The organism is Pantoea cypripedii (assembly GCF_011395035.1).
In the GTDB taxonomy this organism is placed as follows: Bacteria; Pseudomonadota; Gammaproteobacteria; order Enterobacterales; family Enterobacteriaceae; genus Pantoea; species Pantoea cypripedii_A.
This window is the reverse complement of sequence record NZ_CP024768.1, coordinates 1022408-1045360: the sequence shown is the minus strand read 5'-3', so window position 1 is coordinate 1045360 and position 22953 is coordinate 1022408. Positions and strand designations below refer to the sequence as shown.

General features: G+C 55.2%; 26 protein-coding genes, 1 other RNA gene and 1 other annotated feature. Of the genes, 12 read left to right on the top strand and 15 right to left on the bottom strand.

Features of this window, described 5'->3' with window-relative positions; all coding sequences use genetic code 11:
• Positions 1–90: 90 nt before the first annotated feature.
• The 5 genes from recR to CUN67_RS04750 all read right to left on the bottom strand — a co-directional run bounded on the left by recR (position 91) and on the right by CUN67_RS04750 (position 4319).
• Positions 91–696 carry a recombination mediator RecR gene (recR, locus tag CUN67_RS04770; protein ID WP_208714224.1) on the bottom strand — a complete coding sequence of 202 codons (606 nt, stop codon included), beginning with the start codon at positions 694–696 and terminating at the stop codon, positions 91–93.
• Positions 696–1025 (bottom strand): YbaB/EbfC family nucleoid-associated protein, encoded by a 330-nt coding sequence (locus CUN67_RS04765; RefSeq protein WP_021182290.1) that lies wholly within the window; start codon positions 1023–1025, stop codon positions 696–698. The genes recR and CUN67_RS04765 overlap by 1 nt, the downstream gene beginning before the upstream one ends.
• Positions 1026–1078: 53 nt before the next feature.
• Positions 1079–3040, bottom strand: a complete 1962-nt coding sequence (gene dnaX / locus CUN67_RS04760; RefSeq protein WP_208714223.1) for a DNA polymerase III subunit gamma/tau — start codon at positions 3038–3040, stop codon at positions 1079–1081.
• Positions 1673–1734, bottom strand: a sequence feature (DnaX frameshifting element). It overlaps the preceding gene by 62 nt.
• Before the next feature lie 194 nt (positions 3041–3234).
• On the bottom strand, positions 3235–3786 hold the full coding sequence (gene apt / locus CUN67_RS04755) for an adenine phosphoribosyltransferase (protein ID WP_208714222.1): 552 nt from the start codon (positions 3784–3786) through the stop codon (positions 3235–3237).
• A 146-nt stretch (positions 3787–3932) separates the two neighbouring features.
• Positions 3933–4319 carry a DUF454 family protein gene (locus CUN67_RS04750; protein WP_084873217.1) on the bottom strand — a complete coding sequence of 129 codons (387 nt, stop codon included), beginning with the start codon at positions 4317–4319 and terminating at the stop codon, positions 3933–3935.
• Between the two features lie 57 nt (positions 4320–4376).
• Here CUN67_RS04750 and priC point away from each other — a divergent pair, with 57 nt between their 5' ends.
• Genes priC through rsmS form a run of 3 tightly spaced genes read left to right on the top strand, consistent with a single transcriptional unit; the run spans position 4377 to position 5362 of the window.
• Positions 4377–4889, top strand: a complete 513-nt coding sequence (gene priC / locus CUN67_RS04745; protein WP_208714221.1) for a primosomal replication protein PriC — start codon at positions 4377–4379, stop codon at positions 4887–4889.
• A 51-nt stretch (positions 4890–4940) separates the two neighbouring features.
• Positions 4941–5186 (top strand): GlsB/YeaQ/YmgE family stress response membrane protein, encoded by a 246-nt coding sequence (locus CUN67_RS04740; protein ID WP_208714220.1) that lies wholly within the window; start codon positions 4941–4943, stop codon positions 5184–5186.
• Between the two features lie 8 nt (positions 5187–5194).
• Positions 5195–5362 carry a pleiotropic regulatory protein RsmS gene (gene rsmS, locus CUN67_RS04735; RefSeq protein ID WP_208714219.1) on the top strand — a complete coding sequence of 56 codons (168 nt, stop codon included), beginning with the start codon at positions 5195–5197 and terminating at the stop codon, positions 5360–5362.
• A 20-nt stretch (positions 5363–5382) separates the two neighbouring features.
• On the opposite strand, the gene acrR is transcribed toward rsmS, so the two are convergent.
• Positions 5383–6024 (bottom strand): multidrug efflux transporter transcriptional repressor AcrR, encoded by a 642-nt coding sequence (gene acrR / locus CUN67_RS04730; RefSeq protein ID WP_208714218.1) that lies wholly within the window; start codon positions 6022–6024, stop codon positions 5383–5385.
• Between the two features lie 142 nt (positions 6025–6166).
• Between acrR and CUN67_RS04725 the strand changes: the two genes are divergently transcribed.
• The 4 genes from CUN67_RS04725 to ykgO all read left to right on the top strand — a co-directional run bounded on the left by CUN67_RS04725 (position 6167) and on the right by ykgO (position 11092).
• Positions 6167–7363 carry an efflux RND transporter periplasmic adaptor subunit gene (locus tag CUN67_RS04725; RefSeq protein WP_208714217.1) on the top strand — a complete coding sequence of 399 codons (1197 nt, stop codon included), beginning with the start codon at positions 6167–6169 and terminating at the stop codon, positions 7361–7363.
• A gap of 17 nt (positions 7364–7380) precedes the next feature.
• A complete protein-coding gene (locus CUN67_RS04720; protein ID WP_208714216.1) occupies positions 7381–10524 on the top strand; it encodes an efflux RND transporter permease subunit in 3144 nt (1047 codons plus the stop codon).
• A gap of 155 nt (positions 10525–10679) precedes the next feature.
• The gene (locus CUN67_RS04715) at positions 10680–10940 is read left to right on the top strand and encodes a type B 50S ribosomal protein L31 (RefSeq protein WP_208714215.1); all 261 of its coding nucleotides are present in this window, start codon (positions 10680–10682) and stop codon (positions 10938–10940) included.
• An 11-nt stretch (positions 10941–10951) separates the two neighbouring features.
• Positions 10952–11092: a type B 50S ribosomal protein L36 gene (ykgO, locus tag CUN67_RS04710; protein WP_008103894.1), complete on the top strand. Its 141-nt coding sequence runs from the start codon at positions 10952–10954 to the stop codon at positions 11090–11092.
• Between the two features lie 44 nt (positions 11093–11136).
• On the opposite strand, the gene CUN67_RS04705 is transcribed toward ykgO, so the two are convergent.
• From CUN67_RS04705 to CUN67_RS04695, 3 genes are read right to left on the bottom strand one after another with little or no spacing between them, the layout of a single operon-like run.
• Positions 11137–12015: a metal ABC transporter substrate-binding protein gene (locus CUN67_RS04705; protein WP_208714214.1), complete on the bottom strand. Its 879-nt coding sequence runs from the start codon at positions 12013–12015 to the stop codon at positions 11137–11139.
• 22 nt (positions 12016–12037) lie between these two features.
• The gene (locus CUN67_RS04700; RefSeq protein ID WP_208714213.1) at positions 12038–12877 is read right to left on the bottom strand and encodes a metal ABC transporter permease; all 840 of its coding nucleotides are present in this window, start codon (positions 12875–12877) and stop codon (positions 12038–12040) included.
• Positions 12874–13530, bottom strand: a complete 657-nt coding sequence (locus CUN67_RS04695; protein ID WP_208714212.1) for a metal ABC transporter ATP-binding protein — start codon at positions 13528–13530, stop codon at positions 12874–12876. Before CUN67_RS04695 ends, CUN67_RS04700 begins: the two co-directional genes overlap by 4 nt.
• A 351-nt stretch (positions 13531–13881) precedes the next feature.
• Here CUN67_RS04695 and CUN67_RS04690 point away from each other — a divergent pair, with 351 nt between their 5' ends.
• From CUN67_RS04690 to CUN67_RS04680, 3 genes are all read left to right on the top strand, one after another.
• On the top strand, positions 13882–14235 hold the full coding sequence (locus CUN67_RS04690) for a hypothetical protein (protein WP_208714211.1): 354 nt from the start codon (positions 13882–13884) through the stop codon (positions 14233–14235).
• Positions 14236–14381: 146 nt separating this feature from the next.
• Positions 14382–14759, top strand: coding sequence for an Hha toxicity modulator TomB (gene tomB / locus CUN67_RS04685; RefSeq protein WP_021185827.1), 378 nt, complete (start codon positions 14382–14384; stop codon positions 14757–14759).
• A 24-nt stretch (positions 14760–14783) separates the two neighbouring features.
• Positions 14784–15002 carry an HHA domain-containing protein gene (locus CUN67_RS04680; protein WP_013508151.1) on the top strand — a complete coding sequence of 73 codons (219 nt, stop codon included), beginning with the start codon at positions 14784–14786 and terminating at the stop codon, positions 15000–15002.
• 135 nt (positions 15003–15137) lie between these two features.
• Here the strand turns inward: CUN67_RS04680 and ffs are convergent.
• Positions 15138–15234, bottom strand: an RNA gene (ffs, locus tag CUN67_RS04675) — signal recognition particle sRNA small type.
• 178 nt (positions 15235–15412) lie between these two features.
• Between ffs and CUN67_RS04670 the strand changes: the two genes are divergently transcribed.
• Positions 15413–15727, top strand: a complete 315-nt coding sequence (locus CUN67_RS04670; RefSeq protein WP_208714210.1) for an MGMT family protein — start codon at positions 15413–15415, stop codon at positions 15725–15727.
• Positions 15728–15786: 59 nt separating this feature from the next.
• On the opposite strand, the gene CUN67_RS04665 is transcribed toward CUN67_RS04670, so the two are convergent.
• Entirely contained in the window at positions 15787–16344 is a 558-nt protein-coding gene (locus tag CUN67_RS04665; protein WP_208714209.1) for a YbaY family lipoprotein, read from the bottom strand.
• 206 nt (positions 16345–16550) lie between these two features.
• Between CUN67_RS04665 and tesB the strand changes: the two genes are divergently transcribed.
• On the top strand, positions 16551–17414 hold the full coding sequence (tesB, locus tag CUN67_RS04660; protein ID WP_208714208.1) for an acyl-CoA thioesterase II: 864 nt from the start codon (positions 16551–16553) through the stop codon (positions 17412–17414).
• A gap of 69 nt (positions 17415–17483) precedes the next feature.
• On the opposite strand, the gene amtB is transcribed toward tesB, so the two are convergent.
• The 4 genes from amtB to CUN67_RS04640 all read right to left on the bottom strand — a co-directional run bounded on the left by amtB (position 17484) and on the right by CUN67_RS04640 (position 22939).
• Positions 17484–18773, bottom strand: a complete 1290-nt coding sequence (amtB, locus tag CUN67_RS04655) for an ammonium transporter AmtB (protein ID WP_084873183.1) — start codon at positions 18771–18773, stop codon at positions 17484–17486.
• A gap of 31 nt (positions 18774–18804) precedes the next feature.
• Positions 18805–19143 carry a P-II family nitrogen regulator gene (gene glnK, locus CUN67_RS04650; RefSeq protein WP_007886947.1) on the bottom strand — a complete coding sequence of 113 codons (339 nt, stop codon included), beginning with the start codon at positions 19141–19143 and terminating at the stop codon, positions 18805–18807.
• Positions 19144–19401: 258 nt separating this feature from the next.
• Positions 19402–21177, bottom strand: coding sequence for a SmdB family multidrug efflux ABC transporter permease/ATP-binding protein (locus CUN67_RS04645; RefSeq protein ID WP_208714207.1), 1776 nt, complete (start codon positions 21175–21177; stop codon positions 19402–19404).
• Positions 21170–22939: a SmdA family multidrug ABC transporter permease/ATP-binding protein gene (locus CUN67_RS04640; protein ID WP_208714206.1), complete on the bottom strand. Its 1770-nt coding sequence runs from the start codon at positions 22937–22939 to the stop codon at positions 21170–21172. Before CUN67_RS04640 ends, CUN67_RS04645 begins: the two co-directional genes overlap by 8 nt.
• Positions 22940–22953 lie beyond the last annotated feature (14 nt).

The following is a 22953-nucleotide window of genomic DNA, read 5'->3' as shown; positions in this document are numbered from 1 at the left end:
CAACTGAATCGGGTTGATCGAACGTTGAGGAAGAGATGGGGATGGTACGGAGAATTTCAAGCCGGTGTCAGTGATGACACCGGCAAGTGCTCAGAATTTAATCTTGTGACGTCCGGCCAGCGAGTGCGACAGGGTGGTACCATCGACCATTTCCAGCTCACCACCCACCGGTACACCGTGCGCAATGCGGCTGGCATCGACGCCATACTGGTTGCACAGCTCGGCGATATAGTTTGCCGTCGCGTCCCCTTCCACCGTTGGATTGGTGGCGAGGATCACTTCCTGCAACGTTTCCTGCTCCAGGCGCTGCTCAAGGCGATCCAGACCGATATCCTGCGGGCCAATGCCATCCAGCGGCGACAGATGCCCCATCAACACAAAGTAGCGCCCGGCAAACTGGCCGGTCTGCTCAATGGCGTGGATATCCGCCGGACTTTCCACCACGCAAATCTGGCCGTTTTGCTGACGACGCGGATTGGCGCAGATGGTACAGATTTCCTGCTCGGTGAAGGTGCGGCAATCGGCACAGTGGCCGATCTCCGACATGGCACGGGTTAACGCCTGCGCCAGACGCATGCCACCGCTGCGATCACGCTGCAACAAATGAAACGCCATACGCTGCGCCGACTTCGGACCCACGCCCGGCAGGCAACGCAGCGACTCCATCAAAGATTCAAGCAGTGGACTGGTTTGCATCAGAACGGCATCTTGAAGCCTGGCGGCAGCTGCATACCGGCAGACACGGAAGCCATTTTCTCTTTCTGCGTTTCATCGATGCGGCGCGCGGCATCATTGAAGGCCGCAGCGATCAGATCTTCCAGCATATCTTTGTCATCTTCCAGCAGGCTGGGATCGACTTCCACGCGACGGCAGTTATGCGCGCCGTTGATGGTGACTTTGACCAGGCCAGCACCTGATTCGCCGGTCACTTCCAGCGCGGCGATCTCTTCCTGAACTTTGGCCATTTTATCCTGCATCTGCTGGGCCTGTTTCATCAGGTTGCCCAATCCGCCTTTTCCAAACATAGTTTTCTCTCTCTGCTGGGGCTGCGTCGCGCGCTCATCGCGCGGCAGCGTGTTCATACGGGTCGAATACTCTCTTCATCCAGGTCGGCATCAAAAAAGCGACGCAACGTCTGAATGTGGGTATCGCTAATGATCGACTGACGCGCCTGCGCCAGTTTCTCTTCATAAATGGCCTGACGCCATTCCAGTGGCGTCATCACCGTGGAATTATCGTCTTCAACAATGGTCAGTTCAACTGTCTGACCGGCCGCCGTGCTGAGCGCTTCCGCTAACACCTGACGCGCAGAACCTGAATTCAGATGACGCTGGCTGCTGCGCAGATGCAGGCAGACGCTGTTGTCACCCTGCTCTTTCCACGCGTTCAGCGCCAGTTGCTGCACCAGCTTCGGCAGCGTCAGGGCCGCGATTTCCGCCGCCCAGGCATCGCGCTGCTGCGCTTCTTCCGCCAGACGCAGCGCCAGCTCAGGCGTTTTCTCATGCTCCAGTGCTGAACGCAAGGCTTTTGGCGTCGCCACCGGGGTGGCGACAACTTCCGTCGGCGTTTGCGCTTTCCAGCGATACGCTTCCGGCTTCGCCACCGCTTTTACCGCTGGCTCGCTGCGTTGCTGAACCCGTTCCGTGACGTTAGCCAGACGTTCCAGCGCCGCATTAGCCGGCCGCGCGGAACGCGCTGCCGGCTCACTCTTTTTTGCTTTGCTGGCTCCCTGACGCATCAGCTGAGTACGCGCCTGCAACAGCTGGCTGGTCGCATCTGGCAGGTTTTCCGGCGCAGGAGCCATATCAGGATAATCGGCAGGAATCGGCGGCGCTTCAGTCTGTGGTGGTGCCATTTGTGGTTGTGCCGCCACAACCGGGGTCGGGGCCGGGGTCTGAGCCGGAACCGCCTGGGGGGTTAATACCGGACGCGCCACCGGTTCGGCAATCGCGGCCTGCGGGTGGAACGCCAGTGCACGCAGCAACGTCATTTCCACGCCCAGACGCCGATCCGGTGCCAACGGCAGATCTTTACGCCCCATCAGCAGCATCTGGTAATACAGCTGCACATCCGCAGGTGGCAGCACGCGCGCCAGTTCGCGCAGGCGCTGTGCCTGGCTGAACTCATCATCGCTGAGGGAACTGGGGAGCAGCTGCACCATCGCAATGCGATGCAACAGGCGTAACATCTCCACCAGCAGCGCTTCCCATTCGACACCGCGGGACGCCGCCTGATTCAGCAGCGCCATCACCTGTTCGCCGTTGCCATCACTCAGCGCTTCGATTAACGCCAGCGGCTGCTCATCATCCAGCGTACCGAGCATCTGCGCCACGCTATCGCGTGTTACGCTGCCCTGCCCCATCGCAATCGCCTGGTCGGTCAGACTGAGGGCATCACGCATGCTCCCCTCGGCCGCACGCGCCAGCAGTTGCAGTGCACGCGGCTCCGTGGCGATCTGTTCCTGTTGCAGAATATGCTCAAGCTGCTGGCGAATCTGTTCCACATCCAGCGCCTTGAGATGGAACTGCAAACAACGCGACAAAATGGTGACCGGCAGTTTTTGTGGGTCGGTGGTGGCTAGCAGGAATTTAACGTGTGCCGGTGGCTCCTCCAGCGTTTTTAACAACGCGTTGAAGCTGTGGCGCGACAGCATGTGCACTTCATCAATCAGATAAACTTTGAAGCGACCGCGCGCCGGTGCGTACTGCACGTTATCGAGCAGATCACGCGTATCTTCGACTTTGGTCCGCGAGGCGGCATCGATCTCAATCAGATCGACAAAACGTCCCTGCTCAATTTCCCGGCAGTTATCACACACGCCACAGGGCGTAGAGGTGATACCGGTTTCGCAGTTGAGGCCCTTTGCCAGCAAACGCGCAATCGAGGTTTTGCCCACGCCGCGGGTGCCGGAAAAGAGATAAGCATGATGGATTCGTCCCAGTGACAGCCCGTTGGCCAGCGCAGTCAGCACATGTTCCTGACCGACTACGTCAGCAAAAGCCTGGGGACGCCATTTTCGCGCAAGTACCTGATAGCTCATGTGGATTCGATCACTGGATTTGGTTGAGTTGGCACAGCGGCACGGCTGAAGAACCGCAGTCCGCCGTATGTCAAAAGGGGAAAAATGCTGCTTTGCAAACCCTGTTTATTTTGGCAGTAGTCTAACAGCCACAACAGGATATGCCTATTACTTTGCGGAAGTCGCGCCCCGCGCGAAAGCGGAGCGCGCTGACTTTAGTGGCCGGGGAAATTGACCAGGCTGAAGCAGTCGAGGCCCATCGCTTTCAAACGCGCTTCGCCGCTCAGATCAAACAGATTAATAATGAAGGCCGCATCTTTGACTTCACCGCCTGCACGACGAATCAGCTTCACGGTGGCTTCGATGGTGCCGCCGGTTGCCAGCAGATCATCCACCACCAGCACCACGTCACCCGGCTGGATAGCATCCTGATGCAGCTCCAGCGTATCGGTGCCGTACTCCAGTTCATAGCTTTCGCTGTAAGTGGCTCGCGGCAATTTGCCCGGCTTACGTACCGGCACAAAACCCACACCCAAACCCAGCGCGACTGGCGCACCAAACAGGAAACCACGCGCTTCCGTCCCCACCACCCTGGTGATGCCTTTGCCGCGATAACGCTCAACCAGAATGGCGATCGACGCGGCATACGCCTGCGGATCTTCCATTAAACTGGTGACGTCACGGAACAGAATGCCCGGCTTAGGGTAGTCAGGAATGCTTTTGATGCTGTTTTTGATGAGTTCAAGCTGCTGGGCAGTTGCGGTCATAGTGTTACGCCTGATGAAATCTCTATTTCGCGCAGCTCCCATAGCGCCATCACCCGGAGACCGGGTTAAGCGAAGTCAGTTCACAGAGGGAAGCCACGCACGAAGAGGCCCAAATCTAAGCAAATGGCCGCCTAAATGCAACCCTGTCAATCTGTTTCGCGTTCGTCTGTACTTTCTGCCACCACCGGAATGCGCCACATAAACAGCAGTAAAATGCACAGCATCACGCCCAGCATGATACGCACCCACAGCAGATGAACCAGCCAGATGGACACTGCAAAGGTAAGGATAATCAGCAACATGGCCCGCCCTTTTGCACCGGGAGGCATGGCGCGATGCTGCTGCCAGTGACGCAAATAACGGCCAAAAGGTGAGCGCCACAATAGCCAGTGATGAAAACGCGGTGACGAACGAGCAAAGCACCAGGCCGCCAGCAACACAAATGGCGTTGTCGGTAATAAAGGTAATACAATCCCCAGCGTACCCAGCACGATCGCCAGCCAGCCAAGTGTCAGTAATAATATGCGTTGCATGCCCGGTGCCTGATAAAATCGCTACCGCGCTACGTTAACACAGTCGGGAAAAGAGTGATGCCCTATCCGCAACCCCAGCAACGCCTGCAAACAACCCTTGATCTGCTACGTCAGCAGATTGCCCAACAGCCGGATGGCAGCTGCCGTCAACCGCGCTTCGATGCTCAGCTATTCCACTGCAAAGGAACGCGGCTGGCGGATTATTTGCAGGAGCTGGAACACAACATCGCGCAGCTAACCGCAGCGGATACCGATGTGGCACGTCGCCAGTGGCTGGCCGATAAGGTGCTGGATCAGATTGCGGCCCTGCAACGTGAATGCCAGAGCCAACAGCTGCGCGTGGCGCGCGAACGCCCGCGTGGTGATACCAAACAGCAGAAGCGCGAAGAGTATCGCGGCTATGAAACCCGCTTACTGGCAATGATTGCGGAGCGCGAGCAGCATCTGCAACGCGCCGAAACCCTGAGCATCCAACAACAATTGATTCGCGAAGTGGAGCAGCTAAAAATACGCCTTGGCCGCTGCCGCCAGGCGATACACAAGCTGGAACTGCAATTTTCCGCACGGTAAGCCCATCGCCGTTTCTTCTATACTCTTCTCTTCTGACAGAAGGAGTTACGCATGGCCTTTATCACCTGGATTCTGACAGGTATTGCTGTCGGCTGGTTAAAGCGGGTGATTTTTCCCGGACGGCCCGGCGGATTTTTCGTTACGCTGGTACTGACGGTGATCGGTGCGCTGATCGGCGGTTATATCGCGAGTTATTTTAACGCCGGTGATATGGTGACCCTGAGCCTGGCCACCGCCGGAATGGCGCTGGCGGGTGCCTTGCTGATGTTGCTGGTGGTGGCGAAATTACGTATTTAGGAGCAAAGATGTCCCTGGAAACTGCATCAGACGAGATCAAACTGGCGGTGGATTTAATTCAGCTGCTGGAGGAGAACCGCATCCCTGCCGCCACGGTGCTGGCGGCGCTGGCGATTGTTCAGCGCGATTATGAACAGAAAAACGCGGCGGAAAAAACCGGCCAGCATCCTTCATAACCGCGCGATAAATCGCGCCGCTACGACCTGGCACCGGCCAGCGTGGGGCTGAACCGCAACATATCAAGCAATGCATCCACCAGACCCGGCGCTTCCGCCGCCAGGTCGAAGCTTTCCGGGTTGAACAACCAGCTTTCCATCAGGCCATTAATATTGGCGCGCATAATTAATGCCGCCTGGCGTGTATTAAGGCTGGCGGGTAGCTGACCCGCATCAATGCATAAACGCAGCACATCTTCTATTCTGTCGTAACATTCCAACAATAAGCTTTGCTGCATCTTCTGCAGGGTCGCCATTTCGCCCACGAATTCACATTTATGAAAAATGATCTCCATCAATGCGCGCCTTTGGGGATCCTTTGCAGTGGCGTCAAGGATATAGATCAACATCGAACGCACAACAGAGAGTGGATCGCCGGGGTATTTTGTTTGATACTCAAGTTCCACATCATCAAGCCCAGCGTCACACTGTAGCCAGATTTCATGTAAAAGATCGGCTTTATTCTTGAAATGCCAGTAGATGGCTCCCCGCGTGACGCCGGCAGCCGTTGCGATATCCGCCAGTGAAGTGGCAGCAACACCGTGTTCAGAGAAGTGTGCTAACGCAGCATCAAGAATTTGATTACGTGTTTCAAGCGCTTGCGCTTTGGTTTTTCGTGCCATAGAGGACTTTTTTTACAAACTGGCAAGTTTACATACATTTGTGAATGTATGTACCATAGCACGACCCGTGTTTTAACGCAGCAATGGGTTTATCGGTTTGTGATCCATTGATCATTTGATATCGGACATTCGAGGTTTATTTATGAATAAAAACAGAGGATTAGCCCCTCTGGCGGCCGTCCTGATGCTTTCAGGCAGCTTTGTGTTAACAGGATGTGATGATAATAAATCCCAACAAGCCGCCCAGCAGCAGCCCCCAGAAGTGGGTGTTGTGACGTTAAAAAACGAGCCACTGACTATCTCTACAGAACTGCCAGGCCGCACTTCAGCTTTCCGGGTAGCGGAAGTTCGTCCTCAGGTCTCGGGAATCATTCTGAAGCGTAATTTTGTCGAAGGCAGCGACGTGAAGGCCGGGGTTTCCCTGTACCAGATCGATCCGGCGACGTATCAGGCCGCCTACGATAACGCCAAAGGTGCGCTGGCAGAGGCACAAGCCAATGCCCGCATCGCCGATTTGACGGTAAAACGTTACAAACCGCTGCTGGGAACTAAGTACATCAGCCAGCAGGATTATGACACCGCCGTCGCCACCGCCGCACAGAATGCCGCTGCCGTACAAGCCGCACAGGCAAATGTGGAAAGCGCGCGTATTAACCTTGCCTATACCAAAGTGACCTCGCCTATCAGCGGTCGTATTGGTAAATCTTCCGTAACGGAAGGGGCATTGGTTTCCAATGCGCAAACCACCGCACTCGCCACCGTGCAGCAGCTCGATCCGATGTATGTCGATGTGACTCAATCCAGTGAAGATTTCCTGCGCTTGCGCGCGGAGCTGGAATCCGGTCAGCTGAAACAGAACGATGGTAAAGCCAATGTCGCCCTGTTGATGCAAAACGGCAGCACCTACGCGCAAAGCGGCACTCTGGAATTCTCTGATGTAACGGTGGATGAAACCACTGGCTCCATCACCCTGCGTGCTGTCTTCCCGAACCCGGACCATCGCCTGCTGCCAGGCATGTTTGTCCGTGCGCGTCTGGATGAAGGTACCAACCCGTCAGCGCTGCTGGTGCCACAGCAAGCGGTAACGCGTACACCAACCGGTCAGGCCACAGCCATGGTGGTCGGTGCCGACAATAAAGTTGAAATGCGTAACCTGACAGCCAGCCAGGCCATTGGCGATAAGTGGCTGGTCACCGAAGGGCTGAAAGCGGGCGATCGCGTGATCACCGTCGGCCTGCAACGTGCTAAACCGGGTGCGCAGGTAACACCACAAGAAGTGTCAGACGATACCAAAGCAGCACCCGAATCTCAGGCGCAGTCTCAGAAATCGTCTTCATAAACAGGAGCCGTTAATACATGGCTAAGTTTTTTATCGATCGCCCCATTTTTGCGTGGGTAATCGCCATCATCATCATGCTGGCGGGTGCGCTATCGATTATCAGCCTGCCGATCGAGCAATATCCCAATGTTGCTCCACCGGCGGTTGAAATCCAGGCTACCTACCCGGGTGCAGATGCGAAAACGCTGCAGGACTCGGTGACCCAGGTCATCGAACAAAATATGAACGGTATCGACGGGCTGATGTATATGTCCTCGAACAGTGACTCGTCCGGTACCCTCACCCTGACCATTACTTTCCAGTCCGGTACGGATGCGGATATCGCACAGGTTCAGGTGCAGAACAAATTGCAGCTGGCCATGCCGCTGCTGCCGCAGGAAGTCCAGCAACAGGGGATTCAGGTTAAAAAATCCTCCAGCAGCTTCCTGATGGTGGCCGGTTTCGTCAGTGACGACCCGAACATGACGCAGAACGATATCTCGGACTACGTTGCCTCGAATATCAAAGACCCGATCAGTCGTACCCCAGGGGTGGGTGATACTCAGGTGTTTGGTGCGCAGTATGCAATGCGTATCTGGCTGGACCCACACAAACTCAACAACTTCCAGCTGACGCCAGTGGATGTGATCAGCGCGCTTGGCACGCAGAACACCCAGGTTGCAGCGGGTCAGTTAGGTGGTACGCCACCGGTTCCTGGCCAGCAGTTGAACGCCTCGATCATTGCGCAGACCCGTCTGACCTCGACCGAAGAGTTTGGCAATATCCTGCTGAAAGTGAACACCGATGGTTCTCAGGTACGCCTGCGTGACGTCGCGAGGATTGAGTTGGGTGGTGAAAACTACGACATCATTGCCCGTTATAACGGCAAACCGGCCTCCGGTATCGGTATCAAGCTGGCAACCGGTGCGAACGCCCTGGATACCGCCGATGCGGTTAAAAGTGAGCTGGCAAAACTGCAGCCCTTCTTCCCGGCGGGCATGAAAGTGGTGTATCCGTATGACACCACGCCGTTCGTTAAAATCTCCATCTTCGAAGTGGTGAAAACCCTGTTCGAAGCGATCGTGCTGGTGTTCCTGGTGATGTATCTGTTCCTGCAGAACTTCCGCGCCACACTGATCCCGACCATTGCTGTTCCGGTGGTGCTGCTGGGGACCTTTGCGATCATTGCCGCCTGCGGCTACTCGATAAACACGCTCACCATGTTCGGGATGGTGCTCGCCATCGGCCTGTTGGTGGATGACGCCATCGTGGTGGTGGAGAACGTTGAGCGTGTGATGGCAGAAGAAGGTCTGCCGCCGAAGGAAGCCACCAAACGCTCGATGGAGCAGATTCAGGGCGCGCTGGTCGGTATCGCGCTGGTGCTCTCGGCGGTATTTATTCCGATGGCCTTCTTCGGTGGGTCCACCGGGGTTATCTATCGCCAGTTCTCCATTACCATCGTTTCGGCCATGGCGCTGTCGGTGCTGGTGGCGTTGATCCTGACGCCTGCACTGTGTTCCACCATGCTGAAACCGGTGGAGAAAGGCAGCCACGGTAAAACCACCGGCTTCTTTGGCTGGTTTAACCGCCTGTTTGATAAGAGTACCCATCATTACGTTGATAGCGTCGGTCATATCGTGCGCAGCACCGGCCGTTACCTGGTGCTTTACCTGCTTATCGTGATTGGCATGGCCTACCTGTTCCTGCGCTTACCTACCTCGTTCCTGCCGGAAGAGGACCAGGGTCTGCTGCTGGCTCAGGCGCAATTGCCCGCCGGTGCGACGCAGGAACGTACTCAGAAAGTGCTGGATCAGGTGTCGGATTACTTCCTGACCAAAGAGAAAGACAGCGTGAATTCGGTGTTTACCGTTAACGGCTTCGGCTTTGCCGGACGTGGACAGAACACCGGTATCGCCTTCGTCAGCCTCAAACCCTGGGATGAACGTGGCAGTTCCGACATGAAAGTGCCGGCAATTGCAGCCCGTGCCATGCGTGCGCTGGGTGCGATCAAAGATGCGATGGTCATCCCGTTTAACCTGCCCGCAATTATCGAACTGGGTAACGCCACCGGCTTTGACTTCCAGCTGATTGACCAGGGGAACCTGGGGCACGAGAAGCTGACCGAAGCACGTAACCAGTTGTTCGGCATGGTGGCACAGCACCCGGATACCCTGGTGGGTGTGCGTCCAAACGGTATGGAAGATACGCCGCAGTACAAACTGATTATCGATCAGGAAAAAGCCTCGGCGCTGGGTGTGTCGCTGTCTGACATCAACACCACGCTGGGTGCTGCCTGGGGCGGTTCTTACGTCAACGACTTCATCGACCGTGGTCGTGTGAAGAAGGTGTACGTGATGGGCCAGGCGAATGCCCGTATGCTGCCGGATGACGTCAGCAAATGGTATGTGCGCAACAGCGCCGGTGAGATGGTGTCGTTCGGGGCCTTCTCCAGTGCGAAGTGGCAATATGGTTCGCCGCGCCTGGAGCGTTACAACGGTCTGCCATCGATGGAAATCCTCGGCCAGGCAGCACCGGGCAAAAGCTCGGGTGATGCGATGAACCTGATGGAGCAGCTGGCGTCAAAACTGCCAGCCGGTATTGGCTACGACTGGACCGGTATGTCCTACCAGGAACGTCTATCCGGTAACCAGGCTCCGGCACTCTACGCTATCTCGCTGATCGTGGTGTTCCTGTGTCTGGCAGCGTTGTATGAAAGCTGGTCGATTCCGTTCTCCGTTATGCTGGTGGTTCCGCTTGGTGTGGTTGGCGCATTGCTGTTCACTACCCTGCGCGGTCTGAGTAACGACGTCTACTTCGTGGTAGGTCTGCTTACCACCATAGGCCTGTCGGCGAAGAACGCCATCCTGATCGTTGAGTTCGCCAAGGACCTGATGGAGAAAGAAGGTAAAGGGTTGGTGGAATCAACGCTGGAGGCATCCCGTATGCGTCTGCGTCCGATTCTGATGACCTCACTGGCCTTCATCCTCGGCGTACTGCCACTGGCAATCAGTACCGGTGCCGGTTCGGGTGCACAGAACGCAGTAGGTACTGGCGTAATGGGCGGGATGGTCACCGCTACCGCGCTGGCGATCTTCTTCGTACCGGTGTTCTTCGTCGTGGTGCGCCGTCGTTTCAGCAAGAATAAGAGCGAGCTGGAACAGGGCCATCCGGTCAACCACTAAGATTTTCTCTTCTTCAAAAGGCCGCTGATGCGGCCTTTTTTTATATCCCCCGCCTGACCCCGTTACGACAAAGCCCTGCTGCGCATAGGGTTGCAATGTGATGTCACCAGGTTCATACTATTGTTATATTATAACATTACACAAGGCGAGAAATCATGAAACCTGATATCCATCCCCATTACCGTCCGGTGGTGTTCCACGACACCACGGCGAACGAATATTTCAAAGTCGGCTCCACCATCAAAACCGAACGCACCATCGAGTTCGAAGGTGAAGTGCTGCCCTACGTTACGCTGGATGTCTCTTCGAAATCACATGTGTTTTATACCGGTAAGCAAAAAGATTTTGCTAAAGAAGGCAACGTCGCGCGCTTCAATCAGCGCTTTGGCCGTTTCACTGGCCGCAGCAAGGGATAACGGAGAACAAAATGCAGGTATTGAGTTCATTACGGTCAGCCAAGACTCGTCACAAAGATTGCAAAGTCGTACGTCGTAAAGGTCGCATCTATGTGATCTGCAAAACCAATCCGCGCTTTAAAGCGGTACAGGGAAGGAAGAAGAAACGTTAGGACGTGTCGTGATAATTGGCCGGGTTAATCCCCGGCCTTTTTTATTACTTCATACTTTTCAGCATAACATCGACGTTATGTTTGAACGCCGCTTCATAGCTGGCTGCCGGGCCATTCGCTTCCGACAGGGCTTCCGGATACAGCTCGCCCCCCGGTTTCGCGCCGGTAGCGCTGGCAATCTGTTTCACCAGACGTGGGTCTGTCTGGTTCTCCATAAAGTAGGTATTGATATGCTCGGTCTTGAGCTGTTTGATGATCGATGCCACATCACTCGCACTGGCTTCCGCTTCGGTTGAGAAACCCACTGGCGCAAGGAAAGACACGCCATAGCGCTGACCAAAATAACCAAACGCATCATGGCTGGTCAGCACCTTACGTTTGCTCTGCGGAACGGCAGCAAAAGACGTCTTCGCCCAGCTATCCAGTTTTTGTAATTGCTGGATGTAGTTCTCTCCCTGCTTACGAATCGCTGCCGCATCTTCCGGGTCTGCTTTGATCAAGGCATTCATGACGTTGGTGGCATAAATCACGCCGTTTGCCATGCTGTTCCACGCATGGGGATCGGTGATGGTTTTACCGTCATCCACCATCTCACGCGTATTAATGCCTTGTGAAGCCACCACCAGCGAGCCTTTATAACCCGAGGCGCTAACCAGACGATCCATCCAACCTTCCAGTCCCAGTCCGCTGACAAATACCACATCCGCCTGCGCCAGTGCCTGGCTGTCCTGCGGGGTGGGTTCGAAGGTGTGTGGGTCACCATTCGGCCCCACCAGCGATTTCACGTTGACGTGCTCGCCACCAACCTGTTTAACGATGTCCGCCAGCACGGTAAAACTTGCCACCGCATCCACTGTTTTCGCCAGCGCCAGTGGGCTGATCAACATGGCACCCAACGCCAGGCTAATCGGTAACTTCTTCATACATATCCCCTTATTGGTTTCGTTATCGGCGGCGCAGTAAACCGCCACATGGTCCTGTCAAAATTGAAAGTAAAAAGAGTCCAGCGGCACTCAGCACCACTGCCGGTCCGGCAGGCAGCGAGTAATGCCACGACAAAATCAGGCCGATTAGCGCGGCAACCACCGCCAGCAACATAGCGACTGCCAGCATGCAGGCGAGATGACGGCTCCAGAAACGGGCGCTGGCGGCAGGCAGCATCATTAATCCCACGGACATCAGCGTGCCCAGCACCTGAAATCCCGCCACCAGGTTGAGTACCACCAGGGTAAGAAAAATGCCGTGTACCAGCGGCGCACTCCATTTGCCCTGCGCACGCAGGAAATCGGGATCAAAGGCATCAATCACCAGCGGACGATAGATAATGGCCAGCATCAGCAAGGTAAATGCGGCAATGCCTCCCACCAGCATGATGGCGGCGTTATCCACCGCCAGCAGCGATCCAAACAGCACGTGAAGCAGATCGACACTGGAACCCCGCAGGGAAACCAGGGTGACGCCCAGTGCCAGAGAGCCGAGATAGAACCCGGCAAAGCTGGCATCTTCTTTCAGCGGGGTGTAGCGACTGACGGCACCGGAAAGTAATGCCACCGCCAGACCGGCGATCAAACCGCCGATCCCCATCGCCACCAGCGATAGACCGGAAATGAGGTAACCGATAGCGGCCCCCGGCAGCACCGCATGAGAAAGCGCATCACCGATCAGGCTCATACGACGCAGTGAGAGGAAAACCCCCAGCGGTGTGGCGCTCAGTGCCAGCGCAACGCAGGCCACCAGCGCACGGCGCATAAAGCCGAACTCAATAAAAGGTTGCAGTAACGTCACGATGCCACCCTCCGCAACAGCGGCGCATGGGCAGATTCGGGTTCATCCAGAGACAACACATCCTGAAAATAACGCGCCACCAGCGGGCGATCGTGTAATACCACCAGCAGGGTGGTGCCTGCTTGCTGCTGCTGTTCGAGGATCGACATCAGTAACGTAACCGTCTGGCTGTCGATACCATTAAAGGGTTCATCCAACAGCCACAGCTTGCTGCGTTGCAGCATCAGGCGTGCAAACAGCACCCGCTGCAACTGGCCACCCGATAACGTGGCAGGCTGGGCATCAGCAAAATCACGCATCTGTACCGCATCCAGCGCCGCATCAATTTCTTTGCGTAAGGCGCGGTTAATGGCACCGAACCAACCACAGCGCGGCCAGCATCCCATCGCCACCAGTTCATAAGCCGTGATCGGAAAACGCGTCTCCAGTTCGGTACGTTGCGGCAACCAGCCAAGTTCTTTACGCGAAACCGCAAGATCACAGCGGCCTGCAATCGGGGTCAGTAAACCGGCGATAGTCTTCAGCAATGTGGATTTGCCGCTGCCATTAGCGCCAATCAGCGCCGTCATACTGCCCGCGGGCAACTCGCCGTTAATGGTCGGCGTTACCGTTTGTCCCTGATAACCGGCCTGCAGATGGTGAAACCGCATCATTTCTGCATACCCCAGACAATAGCCAGCCCCAGCAGGGCTACCAGTAGCAGGGCCACCAGCAGGCGTCCCGCCAGTGACAGAAGTAATCCACTGTGATTCATACGACACAACCAAAATGTTATAACATAACAAATACACTATCAGATTATGCCGGGTGCTGCCGCGCAGGAAAGTGTTTCAAAAGTTAACCAGCACCACCGATCGAAGTGGTCGCTGCGCGGCTGTCATCCTTTTCTTCCTCAACAGGTGCTGGAATCCATCACAACAATAGCTATTTCTGCTTAAGCCGTGCTTGCAATATCCGCATGAAACCCCAATGATATAAACATCATCTTTTTTACCGGATTAACGATGCAGGCCATTATTCATTGTGATATTGCTGAAGGTGAGGATGACTGCACTAAGTTGCAGGCAATAATTCAGGGGAATATTCTCAAAATAGCGGAAGCGCTTGCAGGTGATTTGCAGTGGTATTCACAAAATGCGCGATTAGTTCCCGAGAGTTTTCGCATTATATCCATTAGTCCTGGTCCTAATAATCGATTTAAAATGCTTTACGATTTCATGTGGAATTTATTTAGTCCCTGTCAGGATTTAAATGAAACCTTTACACGCCAGGAAGATGTTCTGTTTCATATCGCCCCCGGTGCTCTGGTGTTTGAAGTGATCGACAATACTCGCCCTTCTCCTGCCGATGAATTGTAATATTTGGTAATGGAGGTGAGCAAAACTAATGATTGTGGATTATATTTAAGGAGTCGCTGAATTCATTTTATTCGTGATCGCTTCCAGGTAGCTTTTCCTAATCTCGCCGCGCTGCGGTAACTGTGCTAGCTATGGAGGGGAAAAAGATGGACGAATACTCACCGAAACGGCATGATATTGCCCAGCTTAAATTCCTGTGTGAGAACCTGTTTGACGAAAGTATGGCAACATTAACTGACAGTCATCATGGCTGGGTTAATGATCCAACTTCGGAAAGCAATTTACAGCTCAACGATTTGATTGAGCATATCGCGTCTTTCACGATGAATTACAAAATTAAGCATGTTGAAGATGAAGCACTGATAACGCAAATCGATGAATATCTTGACGATACCTTTATGTTGTTTAGCAGCTACGGAATCAATACTCAGGATCTTCAACGTTGGCAACGTTCAGCCCGACGCCTATTTAACCTGTTTGCCGAAGAGTGCGCTTTTCTACAGCAACCCAGCCATTCCTTTTAGCATCAGAGTGAGAACGACTTATTTATGAGCAACCAAGCCTTAACCAAAACCGATTATTTGATGCGACTGCGCCGCTGTCGCTCAATCGACACCCTTGAGCGGGTGATTGAAAAGAACAAGTATGAATTGTCCGATGACGAGTTAGCGGTATTTTACTCTGCTGCCGATCACCGCCTTGCAGAGCTGACGATGAATAAGCTCTACGATAAAGTGCCCGGTTCTGTCTGGAAGTTTGTCCGCTAAGTTTTCCCCCTTCTCTTTGACGGCCTGCCTAAGCAACCGAATTTCAGGGATCGACCTTCTCACTGGCAAGGGAGTGCCAGCAATGGCTATGGGTTGAATTACGGGGATTTTTTGGCGAGGCAGAAATGGTGGAGGCCCTGCCAGCTACATCCCGGCACACGCGTCGCCTGCTGCGGCTGCTTCCTTCCGGACCTGACCGAGTTCACAAGTTAGCATTGCGGGAGAACCAACAGGGCCCCCATTGACTAGCCCTCATTTCGAGAGCGCTGGCATTATCAGGTAAGCCCCCGGCAATTGCAAGTAAACCCCGGATGACCGTTGGTTTCTTGAACAACGATGCCATCTGATGCTGCTTCATTCACCACGCGCATGCTAAAGTCAGCCCTTTGCAGTGACTCAGGATTGCCTCAATGAGCGAGCACGATAGCTTTCCCCAGCGTGTATGGCAGATTGTCGCCGCTATCCCGCCGGGTAAAGTGATGACTTATGGCGATGTCGCCCGCTTAGCCGGTTCGCCGCGTGCGGCACGTCAGGTGGGCGGCGTGTTAAAACGTCTGCCACCTGGCAGCCAGCTTCCCTGGCATCGCGTCCTCAATCGTCATGGTCGTATTTCGCTCCAGGGCGACGATTTGTTTCGCCAGCGTGATGCGCTGGAAGCGGAAGGTATTGAAGTCAATGACGCCGGGGAAATCGAACTGGCGCGTTATCGCTGGGATCAGGATTGAGTTTGCGGCTTTATAGCGCGGCAGCATCCTGCTGCCAGCCCTTAAAGCCGCTTTAGATTTTACATACTGGTCGGCGCAGGTACCGAAGATGACGGCGTTATCTGCGTCGGTGAGGTCGAAGGTACTGTGGTCGCCGCACCCGGCTGCGTCGGCATCGCCATATTGGTGGTCGGCACCAGCAGCAGTTCCGCCTTCGTGCCACCCTGATTAATCACAGGCTTCACGGTATCGGTGATAAACGCCAGTCTGCCGTCAATGGCAATCGCCGCGCTTAACAGAATGCGCGCGTTCGGTTGGATGTCCGCCGGATTAAACGGCAGCACAAACTGGAACGGTGCCTGTTTGCCCTCGGTACGTACCACATGCTGTGCCAGTACTCTGGACGGCGCATCGGAGATGGAAGCATCCGACAGCGTTACCGTCAGGACTGCATCGGGTGGCAGTGCAATGCGCTGGCGAATATAAATGGACCCACTCACATTCGGCTGCGCAATGGCCGCCTGCTGCCCTGCTACGCTTGCACCTAAGGTCGGTGTTGCTACCGGCTTGCTGTGGTCTGCGCACCCTGCAACCGCCACGGCCAGCGTCATACCACTCATGATTTGCCAGAGTTTCATCGATGTCGTCTCCTTATGAACACTATGATTGTCGGCGGTGAAAATAATGTGCAGCTTTTCAACCGTCGATTGCCCTTAATTCTGGCACAAAAATCCACTTTACGCCTGAGATGGGTCTCAGATAGCTGAAATCACGGCAAAAAGATTGACGGCAACTGGTCGGATCTTTCACACTTGCCCCGACCGGTATCACTGAGGAATCCGTTATGAGCCAGGCCCTGCACAACCTGCTTAATTTGTTAAATCTGGAAAAACTGGAAGAGGGATTATTTCGCGGCCAGAGCGAAGACCTCGGCCTGCGACAGGTGTTTGGTGGCCAGGTGGTTGGCCAGGCCCTGTATGCGGCGAAACAGACAGTGCCGGAAGCACGTATCATCCATTCATTTCACAGCTACTTCCTGCGCCCGGGTGATAGCCAGAAAGCCATCATCTATGATGTCGAAACCCTGCGTGATGGTAAAAGTTTCAGCGCGCGCCGCGTCAGTGCAGTGCAAAACGGCCAGCCGATCTTCTACATGACGGCCTCATTCCAGGCCCCGGAAAGCGGCTTTGAGCATCAGAACGTTATGCCGCAAGTCCCCCCCCCGGATAACCTGCCGTCGGAGCAGGATCTGGCACATAAGCTGGCGGCACATCTGCCCGGCAAGCTGCGGGAAAAATTCCTCGCGGAACGGCCGCTGGATATCCGCCCGGTCCAAATCCACAATCCGCTAAAAGGACGCGTCGATGAACCGGTGCGCCAGGTATGGGTTCGTGCCAATGGACAGCTGCCGCAGGACCGGCGGATTCATCAATACCTGCTCGGCTATGCATCGGACCTCAATTTCCTGCCCGTTGCGCTGCAACCGCACGGTAAAGGTTTTCTCGAAGCAGATATGCAGGTAGCGACTATCGACCATTCGATGTGGTTCCACCGCCCGTTCGATCTGTCGGAATGGCTGCTGTATAGCGTTGTCAGCACCTCGGCATCAGGGGCGCGTGGTTTTGTTCGCGGTGAATTCTTTACGCAGGATGGCACGCTTGTCGCAACCACGGTGCAGGAAGGGGTAATGCGCCAGCGCGACGCATAAAAAAGGGGCGATTTCTCGCCCCTTCTGCTTTTTATTGTTTTAGCGCACTGCTCTTCTTCAGCCTGGCTCTTACTGGTTGTAAGCGTTTTCGCCGTGGCTGTTAACATCCAGACCTTCACGTTCCTGATCTTCCGGAACACGCAGGCCAACAATCATATCGGCCAGTTTGAAGCCAATGAAGGCCACCACACCGGACCAGACGATGGTCACACCGACGCTGAACAGCTGAATCCAAACCTGATGGCCCATAGTCACGCCTTCGGCATAACCCACACCACCCAGTGAAGAGGAAGCGAACACACCGGTCAGGATACAACCGACGATGCCACACACGCCGTGCACACCGAACACATCACACGGGTCATCAACACGCAGCCATTTCTTCAGGGTGGTCACACCCCACAGGCCAGCCAGACCGCCCACCAGACCGATAATCAGCGCACCGCCGACACCGACATAACCACACGCCGGGGTGATAGCAACCAGACCGGCGATGAAGCCAGAAGACGCACCCAGCAGAGAAGGCTTACCACGCAGCGCCCACTCACCGAAGGTCCATGACAGTACCGCACCCGCAGTCGCAATCACGGTGTTCAGGAATGCCAGTGCAGCGATTTCGTTCGCAGCAGAAGCAGAACCGGCGTTGAAACCGAACCAGCCCACATACAGGATCGCAGTACCAGTGAAGACCATCGGCAGGTTGTGCGGTTTGAATGCTTCTTTACCGAAGCCAGCACGTTTGCCCACCAGGTAAGCACCGACCAGACCAGCCACCGCGGCGTTGATATGCACCACAGTACCGCCTGCGAAGTCCAGCGCGCCATCGGTCGCCAGCAAGCCGCCAGCCCAGACCATGTGCGCAATCGGCAGATAAGCCAGAGTCAGCCACACGGCAACGAAAATCAGCACCGCAGAGAAACGAATACGCTCAGCGATAGAGCCGACAATCAGGCCCACGGTGATACAGGCAAAGGAAGCCTGGAACGCAACGTGGATGTACTGATAGAAAGTGCCCATCAGCGCTTTCAGCTCGATGTTTTTCAGCATCGCCCACTGGAAGCTACCGAAGAAGGCGTTACCTTCGCTGAAGGCCAGTGAGTAACCGTAAATCATCCACAACACGCAGACCAGGGAGAAGGTTACCGCTACCTGAGTCAGCATTGACAACACGTTTTTACCGCGAATCAAACCGCCGTAAAACAGGGCAATACCTGGAATTGACATGAACAGCACCAGCGCGGTGCAGATCATCATAAACGCGTTATCGGCTTTATCCGCAACGGCAGGAGCTGCCGCCATGGCCAGAGACGGTAACAGCGCCAGGCTGGTCAGGCCCAACTTCGTCATCATTTTATTCATTTCTTTCCATCCCATCACAATCAAGGCCCAGTTACAGTGCTGCTTCGTCGGTCTCGCCAGTACGAATACGGATAACGCGCTGCAGTTCCGCGACGAAAATTTTACCGTCGCCAATTTTGCCGGTATAAGCGGCTTTACTGATGACATCGACCACTTCATCCAGCTGATCATCAGCAATGGCGATATCAATTTTTACTTTTGGCAGGAAGTTCACGCTGTACTCGGCACCGCGATAAAGCTCTGCGTGACCTTTCTGGCGACCGAAACCCTTCACTTCGGTAACTGTCAGTCCCTGAATGCCAATAGAGGATAAGGCTTCACGCACGTCCTCCAGCTTAAATGGTTTGATTACCACGGTAACCAGCTTCATACGATCCCCTCCAGGTATTTAATGAGTAAGTCTTACCGGACACGCAGGGATATAAGCAAAGGGTGTGCCACAAATAAAAAAACCGCAGAGTCAGCGGATTAGCCGCGTGGCAGCACGCTTCGTTCTGTGATGAGCAACACAAATGCAACAAGGAAAGGAAGAAAGGAGTGGAATATTTGCACTTCTTTGGTGCGGACAGCCTCAAAGAAGTGCATTTGTACAGAATAATCCGATAATGGCGCTCAAAAAAGGTGCAAGTTACCCTTCAACGGGTAAGGGAATGCCCGCCGCGAGTTCATCACCCGCTTGTTGCAACTGGTACATTTGCCAGTAACGGCCCTGCTGCGCCAGCAATTCGCTGTGCGTTCCCCGCTCGGCAACCTGACCACGGTGCAACACCAGGATCTGATCCGCTTCGGTAATAGTGGAAAGGCGATGCGCAATCACCACCAGCGTGCTGTGCTGGCGCAACGCGCGCAGCGCATGCTGGATAGCCTGTTCAGTACCGGAATCGATATTGGCGGTGGCTTCATCAAGAATCAGAATCTGCGGCAGCGACACCAGCACCCGGGCCAGCGCCAGCAGTTGTTTCTGCCCGACTGACAAATTATTGCCCTGCTCGCCCAGCCGCGTATGGATCCCCTCCGGCATCGTTCGCACCAGCGGCGCAAGTTGCACCGTTTCCAGTGCCTGCCATACCGCCTCTTCCGGGATATCGCGCCCCAACCGGACATTGGCAAGCAGGGTATCGGCCAGCACCACCGGGTCCTGCTGCACCATTGCCACGCTTTGGCGCAACGCCTGATGCGTCAGTTGTGGCAACGGCCGACCATCCAACTCGATACTGCCGCGCGTGACCGGATAATAGCCCATCAGCAGATTCGCCAGCGTGCTCTTGCCACTGCCGGTGTGGCCCACCAGCGCGACAAACCCGCGCGCAGGCACCTCAAGATTGATCTGGCTCAGTACATCACGATCGGCACGATAGGCAAAACACACATCGCGCAGCACAATACGCCCGGAGGCCAGCGGGCGATTGTCCGCGCCGTAATCCTGCTGGACTGCATCCATCAGCTCAAAAATACGCTCGCCGGATACCACCGCCTGTTGCAGCATGGATTGTTGCGTGGTGAGTTCGATCAACGGCTCATTCAGACGCCCCAGGTAGGTAATAAAGGCGTACAGCACACCAACTTCAAACACGCCGGGAGTGGCATAGCTGAACAGCATCAGCAGCCCGCACAAAATCAGTGCAGAAAACAAACTCAGCAATGGACGCAGCAGAAAACCATCCAGTCGCAGCGTCTCCATGCGTGCCAGATAGTGGAAGCGGCTGGCCTCCCCCATGCGTTCACCAAAACGCGCCTGCTGACGAAACTGCTGAATCACGCTCATGCCGTTAATCACTTCATTGAAGCCATTATTGATATCAGCCAGATAACTGCGCACCCGGCGGGCAATAGGTGTGCTGTAACGCTGGTAAATCAGCATCACCACCAGAACCAACGGGAAAATGGTCATCGCCACCAGCGCCATACGCCAGTCGAGGGCAAACATCGCCACCAGCATGGCACCAATCAGCGCGGCACTGCGCAACACCGTTGCCACTACCGTGACATAAAGATCGCGGATGACCTCGGTATCGTTGGTGACACGCGAGATAATCTGCCCCACCGGCTGGGTATCAAAGGCGCTGAGCGGCTGACGCAACGCAGCATTCATCACATCAGAACGTAATTGTTGCACCACACCAATCGCGGCGCGGTTAAACAGCAATGCCTGAAAATAATGCAGGCCCGCCGCCAGCAGTTGCAGCAGAATAAACCCCACCACCAGCCCGGCGACAATGCCCCACGGCATCTGATGTTTCGCCACCAGATGATCGATAAAATAACTGACCAGCACCGGCCCGGTGACTTCCGCTGCCGCTGCCAGCCACAGCATCCCTACGGCCAGCCATAACGATTTGCGCCAGGGTTTACCGTAGGAAAGTAAACGTTTCAGCGTGGGCCACAGGCGTACAGATTTAGCCACGACTCGCTCCTTCGGTGATCTCATCCTCGTCCAGCGCCGCTTCCAGCTGCTGGTAACGGTACATATCGCGATACCAGCCGTTTTGTGCCACCAGGTCATCGTGATCGCCACGCTGCGCCACGACGCCCTGTTGCAACACCAGAATTTCGCTGGCTTCAGTCAGTGCCGACAAACGATGGGCGCTGATAATCAGGGTACGTCCCTGACCCCACTGTCGCAGGTTGTGCAGAATATCGTGCTCGGTACGCCCGTCCACGGCGGACAGCGCATCATCCAGAATCAAAATCTCGGCATTCAGCAACAGCGCACGCGCAATGGCGATCCTCTGCTTCTGCCCCCCCGACAGCATCACGCCACGTTCACCCACTTCGGTCTCATAACCCTGCGGCAAACGCAGGATATCTTCGTGAACACAGGCCATTTTCGCCACGCGTTCAATCTCCTGCTGGCTGGCATTGGGCCGCCCCAGCGCGAGGTTATTGGCGACGGTATCGGAAAACAGGAAAGGCGTCTGGCTGACCACGGCCAGACGGCTGCGCCAGCTATCGATGCGCAGCTGCGGCAACGGCGTGTTGTGATAGCGAATGTCACCCTGCTCAAGGTCAAAGTGGCGCTGAATCAGGCTCAGTAGCGTGCTTTTACCACAGCCGGTTGGCCCGCATAATCCCAGCATCTGACCGGGTTTGAGCTGAAAATTGACATGACTGAGCGCCACACCGGCAGTGGCCGGATAACGGAATTCGCGAATCGCCACCTGCAAAGTTCCCGCTTCCGGCGGCAGGACCGTCTTGCCATCTTCAACCGCCGGCGCTTCCGCCAGCAGAGCGCCAATGCGACTCCAGGCAGCGCTGCCACGTTCGACAATATTGAACATCCATGCCAGTGCCAGCATCGGCCAAATCATCAGGCCAAGATACATGACAAAACTGGTCAGCTGCCCCAGAGTCAGGCTGCCGTGCCAGACCATCCAGCTACCGCCGCCAATTGCCAGCAGGTTTGAGAAACCAATGGCGATATAAATAGTGGGATCAAAACGCGCATCCACCCGCGCCACGCGCAGGTTTTTCTCTCCGGTATCGCGCGCAATAGAAGCAAACTGCTGCGACTGATGATCTTCCAGACCAAAAGCTTTGATCATGCGAATGCTGGTCAGGCTTTCCTGGGTTTGATCGTTCAGACTGGAGAACGCCGCCTGGGCCAGCTTGAAGCGATCATGCAGTTGGTTACCGTAACGATGGATAATCAGCGCCATAATCGGCATCGGTACCAGCGCCAGTAAGGTCAGCTGCCAGCTGATTTGCACGCTCATCACCACCAGCACCATGCAGCCCATTACCAGTGAATCCACCAGCGTCAGCACCCCTTCCCCGGCGGCGAACACCACACGATCAACATCATTGGTCGCGCGGGCAATCAGGTCACCGGTGCGATGGCGCAGATAAAATGCCGGGTGCTGGCGGCTCAGCTGACGATAAAAATCTTCACGCAGTTTCACCGCCAATTGGTATGAGGCACCAAACAGCAACACGCGCCAGACATAACGCAGCAAATAGACGATAACCGCGGTGATCAGCATCACGCCGATCCACATCATCAGCCGCCCGGTGCTTAAGGTATGTTGGGTGACGCCATCAACAATCACGCCCACCAGATGCGGCGGAAGTAATTGCAGAAGCGCAATAATGATGAGTAAGGTGACTGCGCCCAGATATCGCCGCCACTCACGCAGAAAATACCAACTTAACTGGCTGAATAATCGCACAAGACTGTCTCTTT

Excerpts from the sequence above, each read along its gene's own strand:
- rsmS (WP_208714219.1), top strand. The coding sequence starts at position 5,195 with ATGTCCCTGGAAACTGCATCAGACGAGATCAAACTGGCGGTGGATTTA.
- priC (WP_208714221.1), top strand. The coding sequence starts at position 4,377 with ATGCCCTATCCGCAACCCCAGCAACGCCTGCAAACAACCCTTGATCTG.
- CUN67_RS04725 (WP_208714217.1), top strand. The coding sequence starts at position 6,167 with ATGAATAAAAACAGAGGATTAGCCCCTCTGGCGGCCGTCCTGATGCTT.
- CUN67_RS04765 (WP_021182290.1), bottom strand. The coding sequence starts at position 1,025 with ATGTTTGGAAAAGGCGGATTGGGCAACCTGATGAAACAGGCCCAGCAG.
- CUN67_RS04695 (WP_208714212.1), bottom strand. The coding sequence starts at position 13,530 with ATGATGCGGTTTCACCATCTGCAGGCCGGTTATCAGGGACAAACGGTA.
- CUN67_RS04690 (WP_208714211.1), top strand. The coding sequence starts at position 13,882 with ATGCAGGCCATTATTCATTGTGATATTGCTGAAGGTGAGGATGACTGC.
- CUN67_RS04720 (WP_208714216.1), top strand. The coding sequence starts at position 7,381 with ATGGCTAAGTTTTTTATCGATCGCCCCATTTTTGCGTGGGTAATCGCC.
- CUN67_RS04750 (WP_084873217.1), bottom strand. The coding sequence starts at position 4,319 with ATGCAACGCATATTATTACTGACACTTGGCTGGCTGGCGATCGTGCTG.
- ykgO (WP_008103894.1), top strand. The coding sequence starts at position 10,952 with ATGCAGGTATTGAGTTCATTACGGTCAGCCAAGACTCGTCACAAAGAT.
- acrR (WP_208714218.1), bottom strand. The coding sequence starts at position 6,024 with ATGGCACGAAAAACCAAAGCGCAAGCGCTTGAAACACGTAATCAAATT.
- CUN67_RS04680 (WP_013508151.1), top strand. The coding sequence starts at position 14,784 with ATGAGCAACCAAGCCTTAACCAAAACCGATTATTTGATGCGACTGCGC.
- CUN67_RS04670 (WP_208714210.1), top strand. The coding sequence starts at position 15,413 with ATGAGCGAGCACGATAGCTTTCCCCAGCGTGTATGGCAGATTGTCGCC.
- tomB (WP_021185827.1), top strand. The coding sequence starts at position 14,382 with ATGGACGAATACTCACCGAAACGGCATGATATTGCCCAGCTTAAATTC.
- apt (WP_208714222.1), bottom strand. The coding sequence starts at position 3,786 with ATGACCGCAACTGCCCAGCAGCTTGAACTCATCAAAAACAGCATCAAA.
- CUN67_RS04665 (WP_208714209.1), bottom strand. The coding sequence starts at position 16,344 with ATGAAACTCTGGCAAATCATGAGTGGTATGACGCTGGCCGTGGCGGTT.
- CUN67_RS04740 (WP_208714220.1), top strand. The coding sequence starts at position 4,941 with ATGGCCTTTATCACCTGGATTCTGACAGGTATTGCTGTCGGCTGGTTA.
- amtB (WP_084873183.1), bottom strand. The coding sequence starts at position 18,773 with ATGAATAAAATGATGACGAAGTTGGGCCTGACCAGCCTGGCGCTGTTA.
- dnaX (WP_208714223.1), bottom strand. The coding sequence starts at position 3,040 with ATGAGCTATCAGGTACTTGCGCGAAAATGGCGTCCCCAGGCTTTTGCT.
- glnK (WP_007886947.1), bottom strand. The coding sequence starts at position 19,143 with ATGAAGCTGGTTACCGTGGTAATCAAACCATTTAAGCTGGAGGACGTG.
- CUN67_RS04715 (WP_208714215.1), top strand. The coding sequence starts at position 10,680 with ATGAAACCTGATATCCATCCCCATTACCGTCCGGTGGTGTTCCACGAC.
- CUN67_RS04705 (WP_208714214.1), bottom strand. The coding sequence starts at position 12,015 with ATGAAGAAGTTACCGATTAGCCTGGCGTTGGGTGCCATGTTGATCAGC.
- recR (WP_208714224.1), bottom strand. The coding sequence starts at position 696 with ATGCAAACCAGTCCACTGCTTGAATCTTTGATGGAGTCGCTGCGTTGC.
- tesB (WP_208714208.1), top strand. The coding sequence starts at position 16,551 with ATGAGCCAGGCCCTGCACAACCTGCTTAATTTGTTAAATCTGGAAAAA.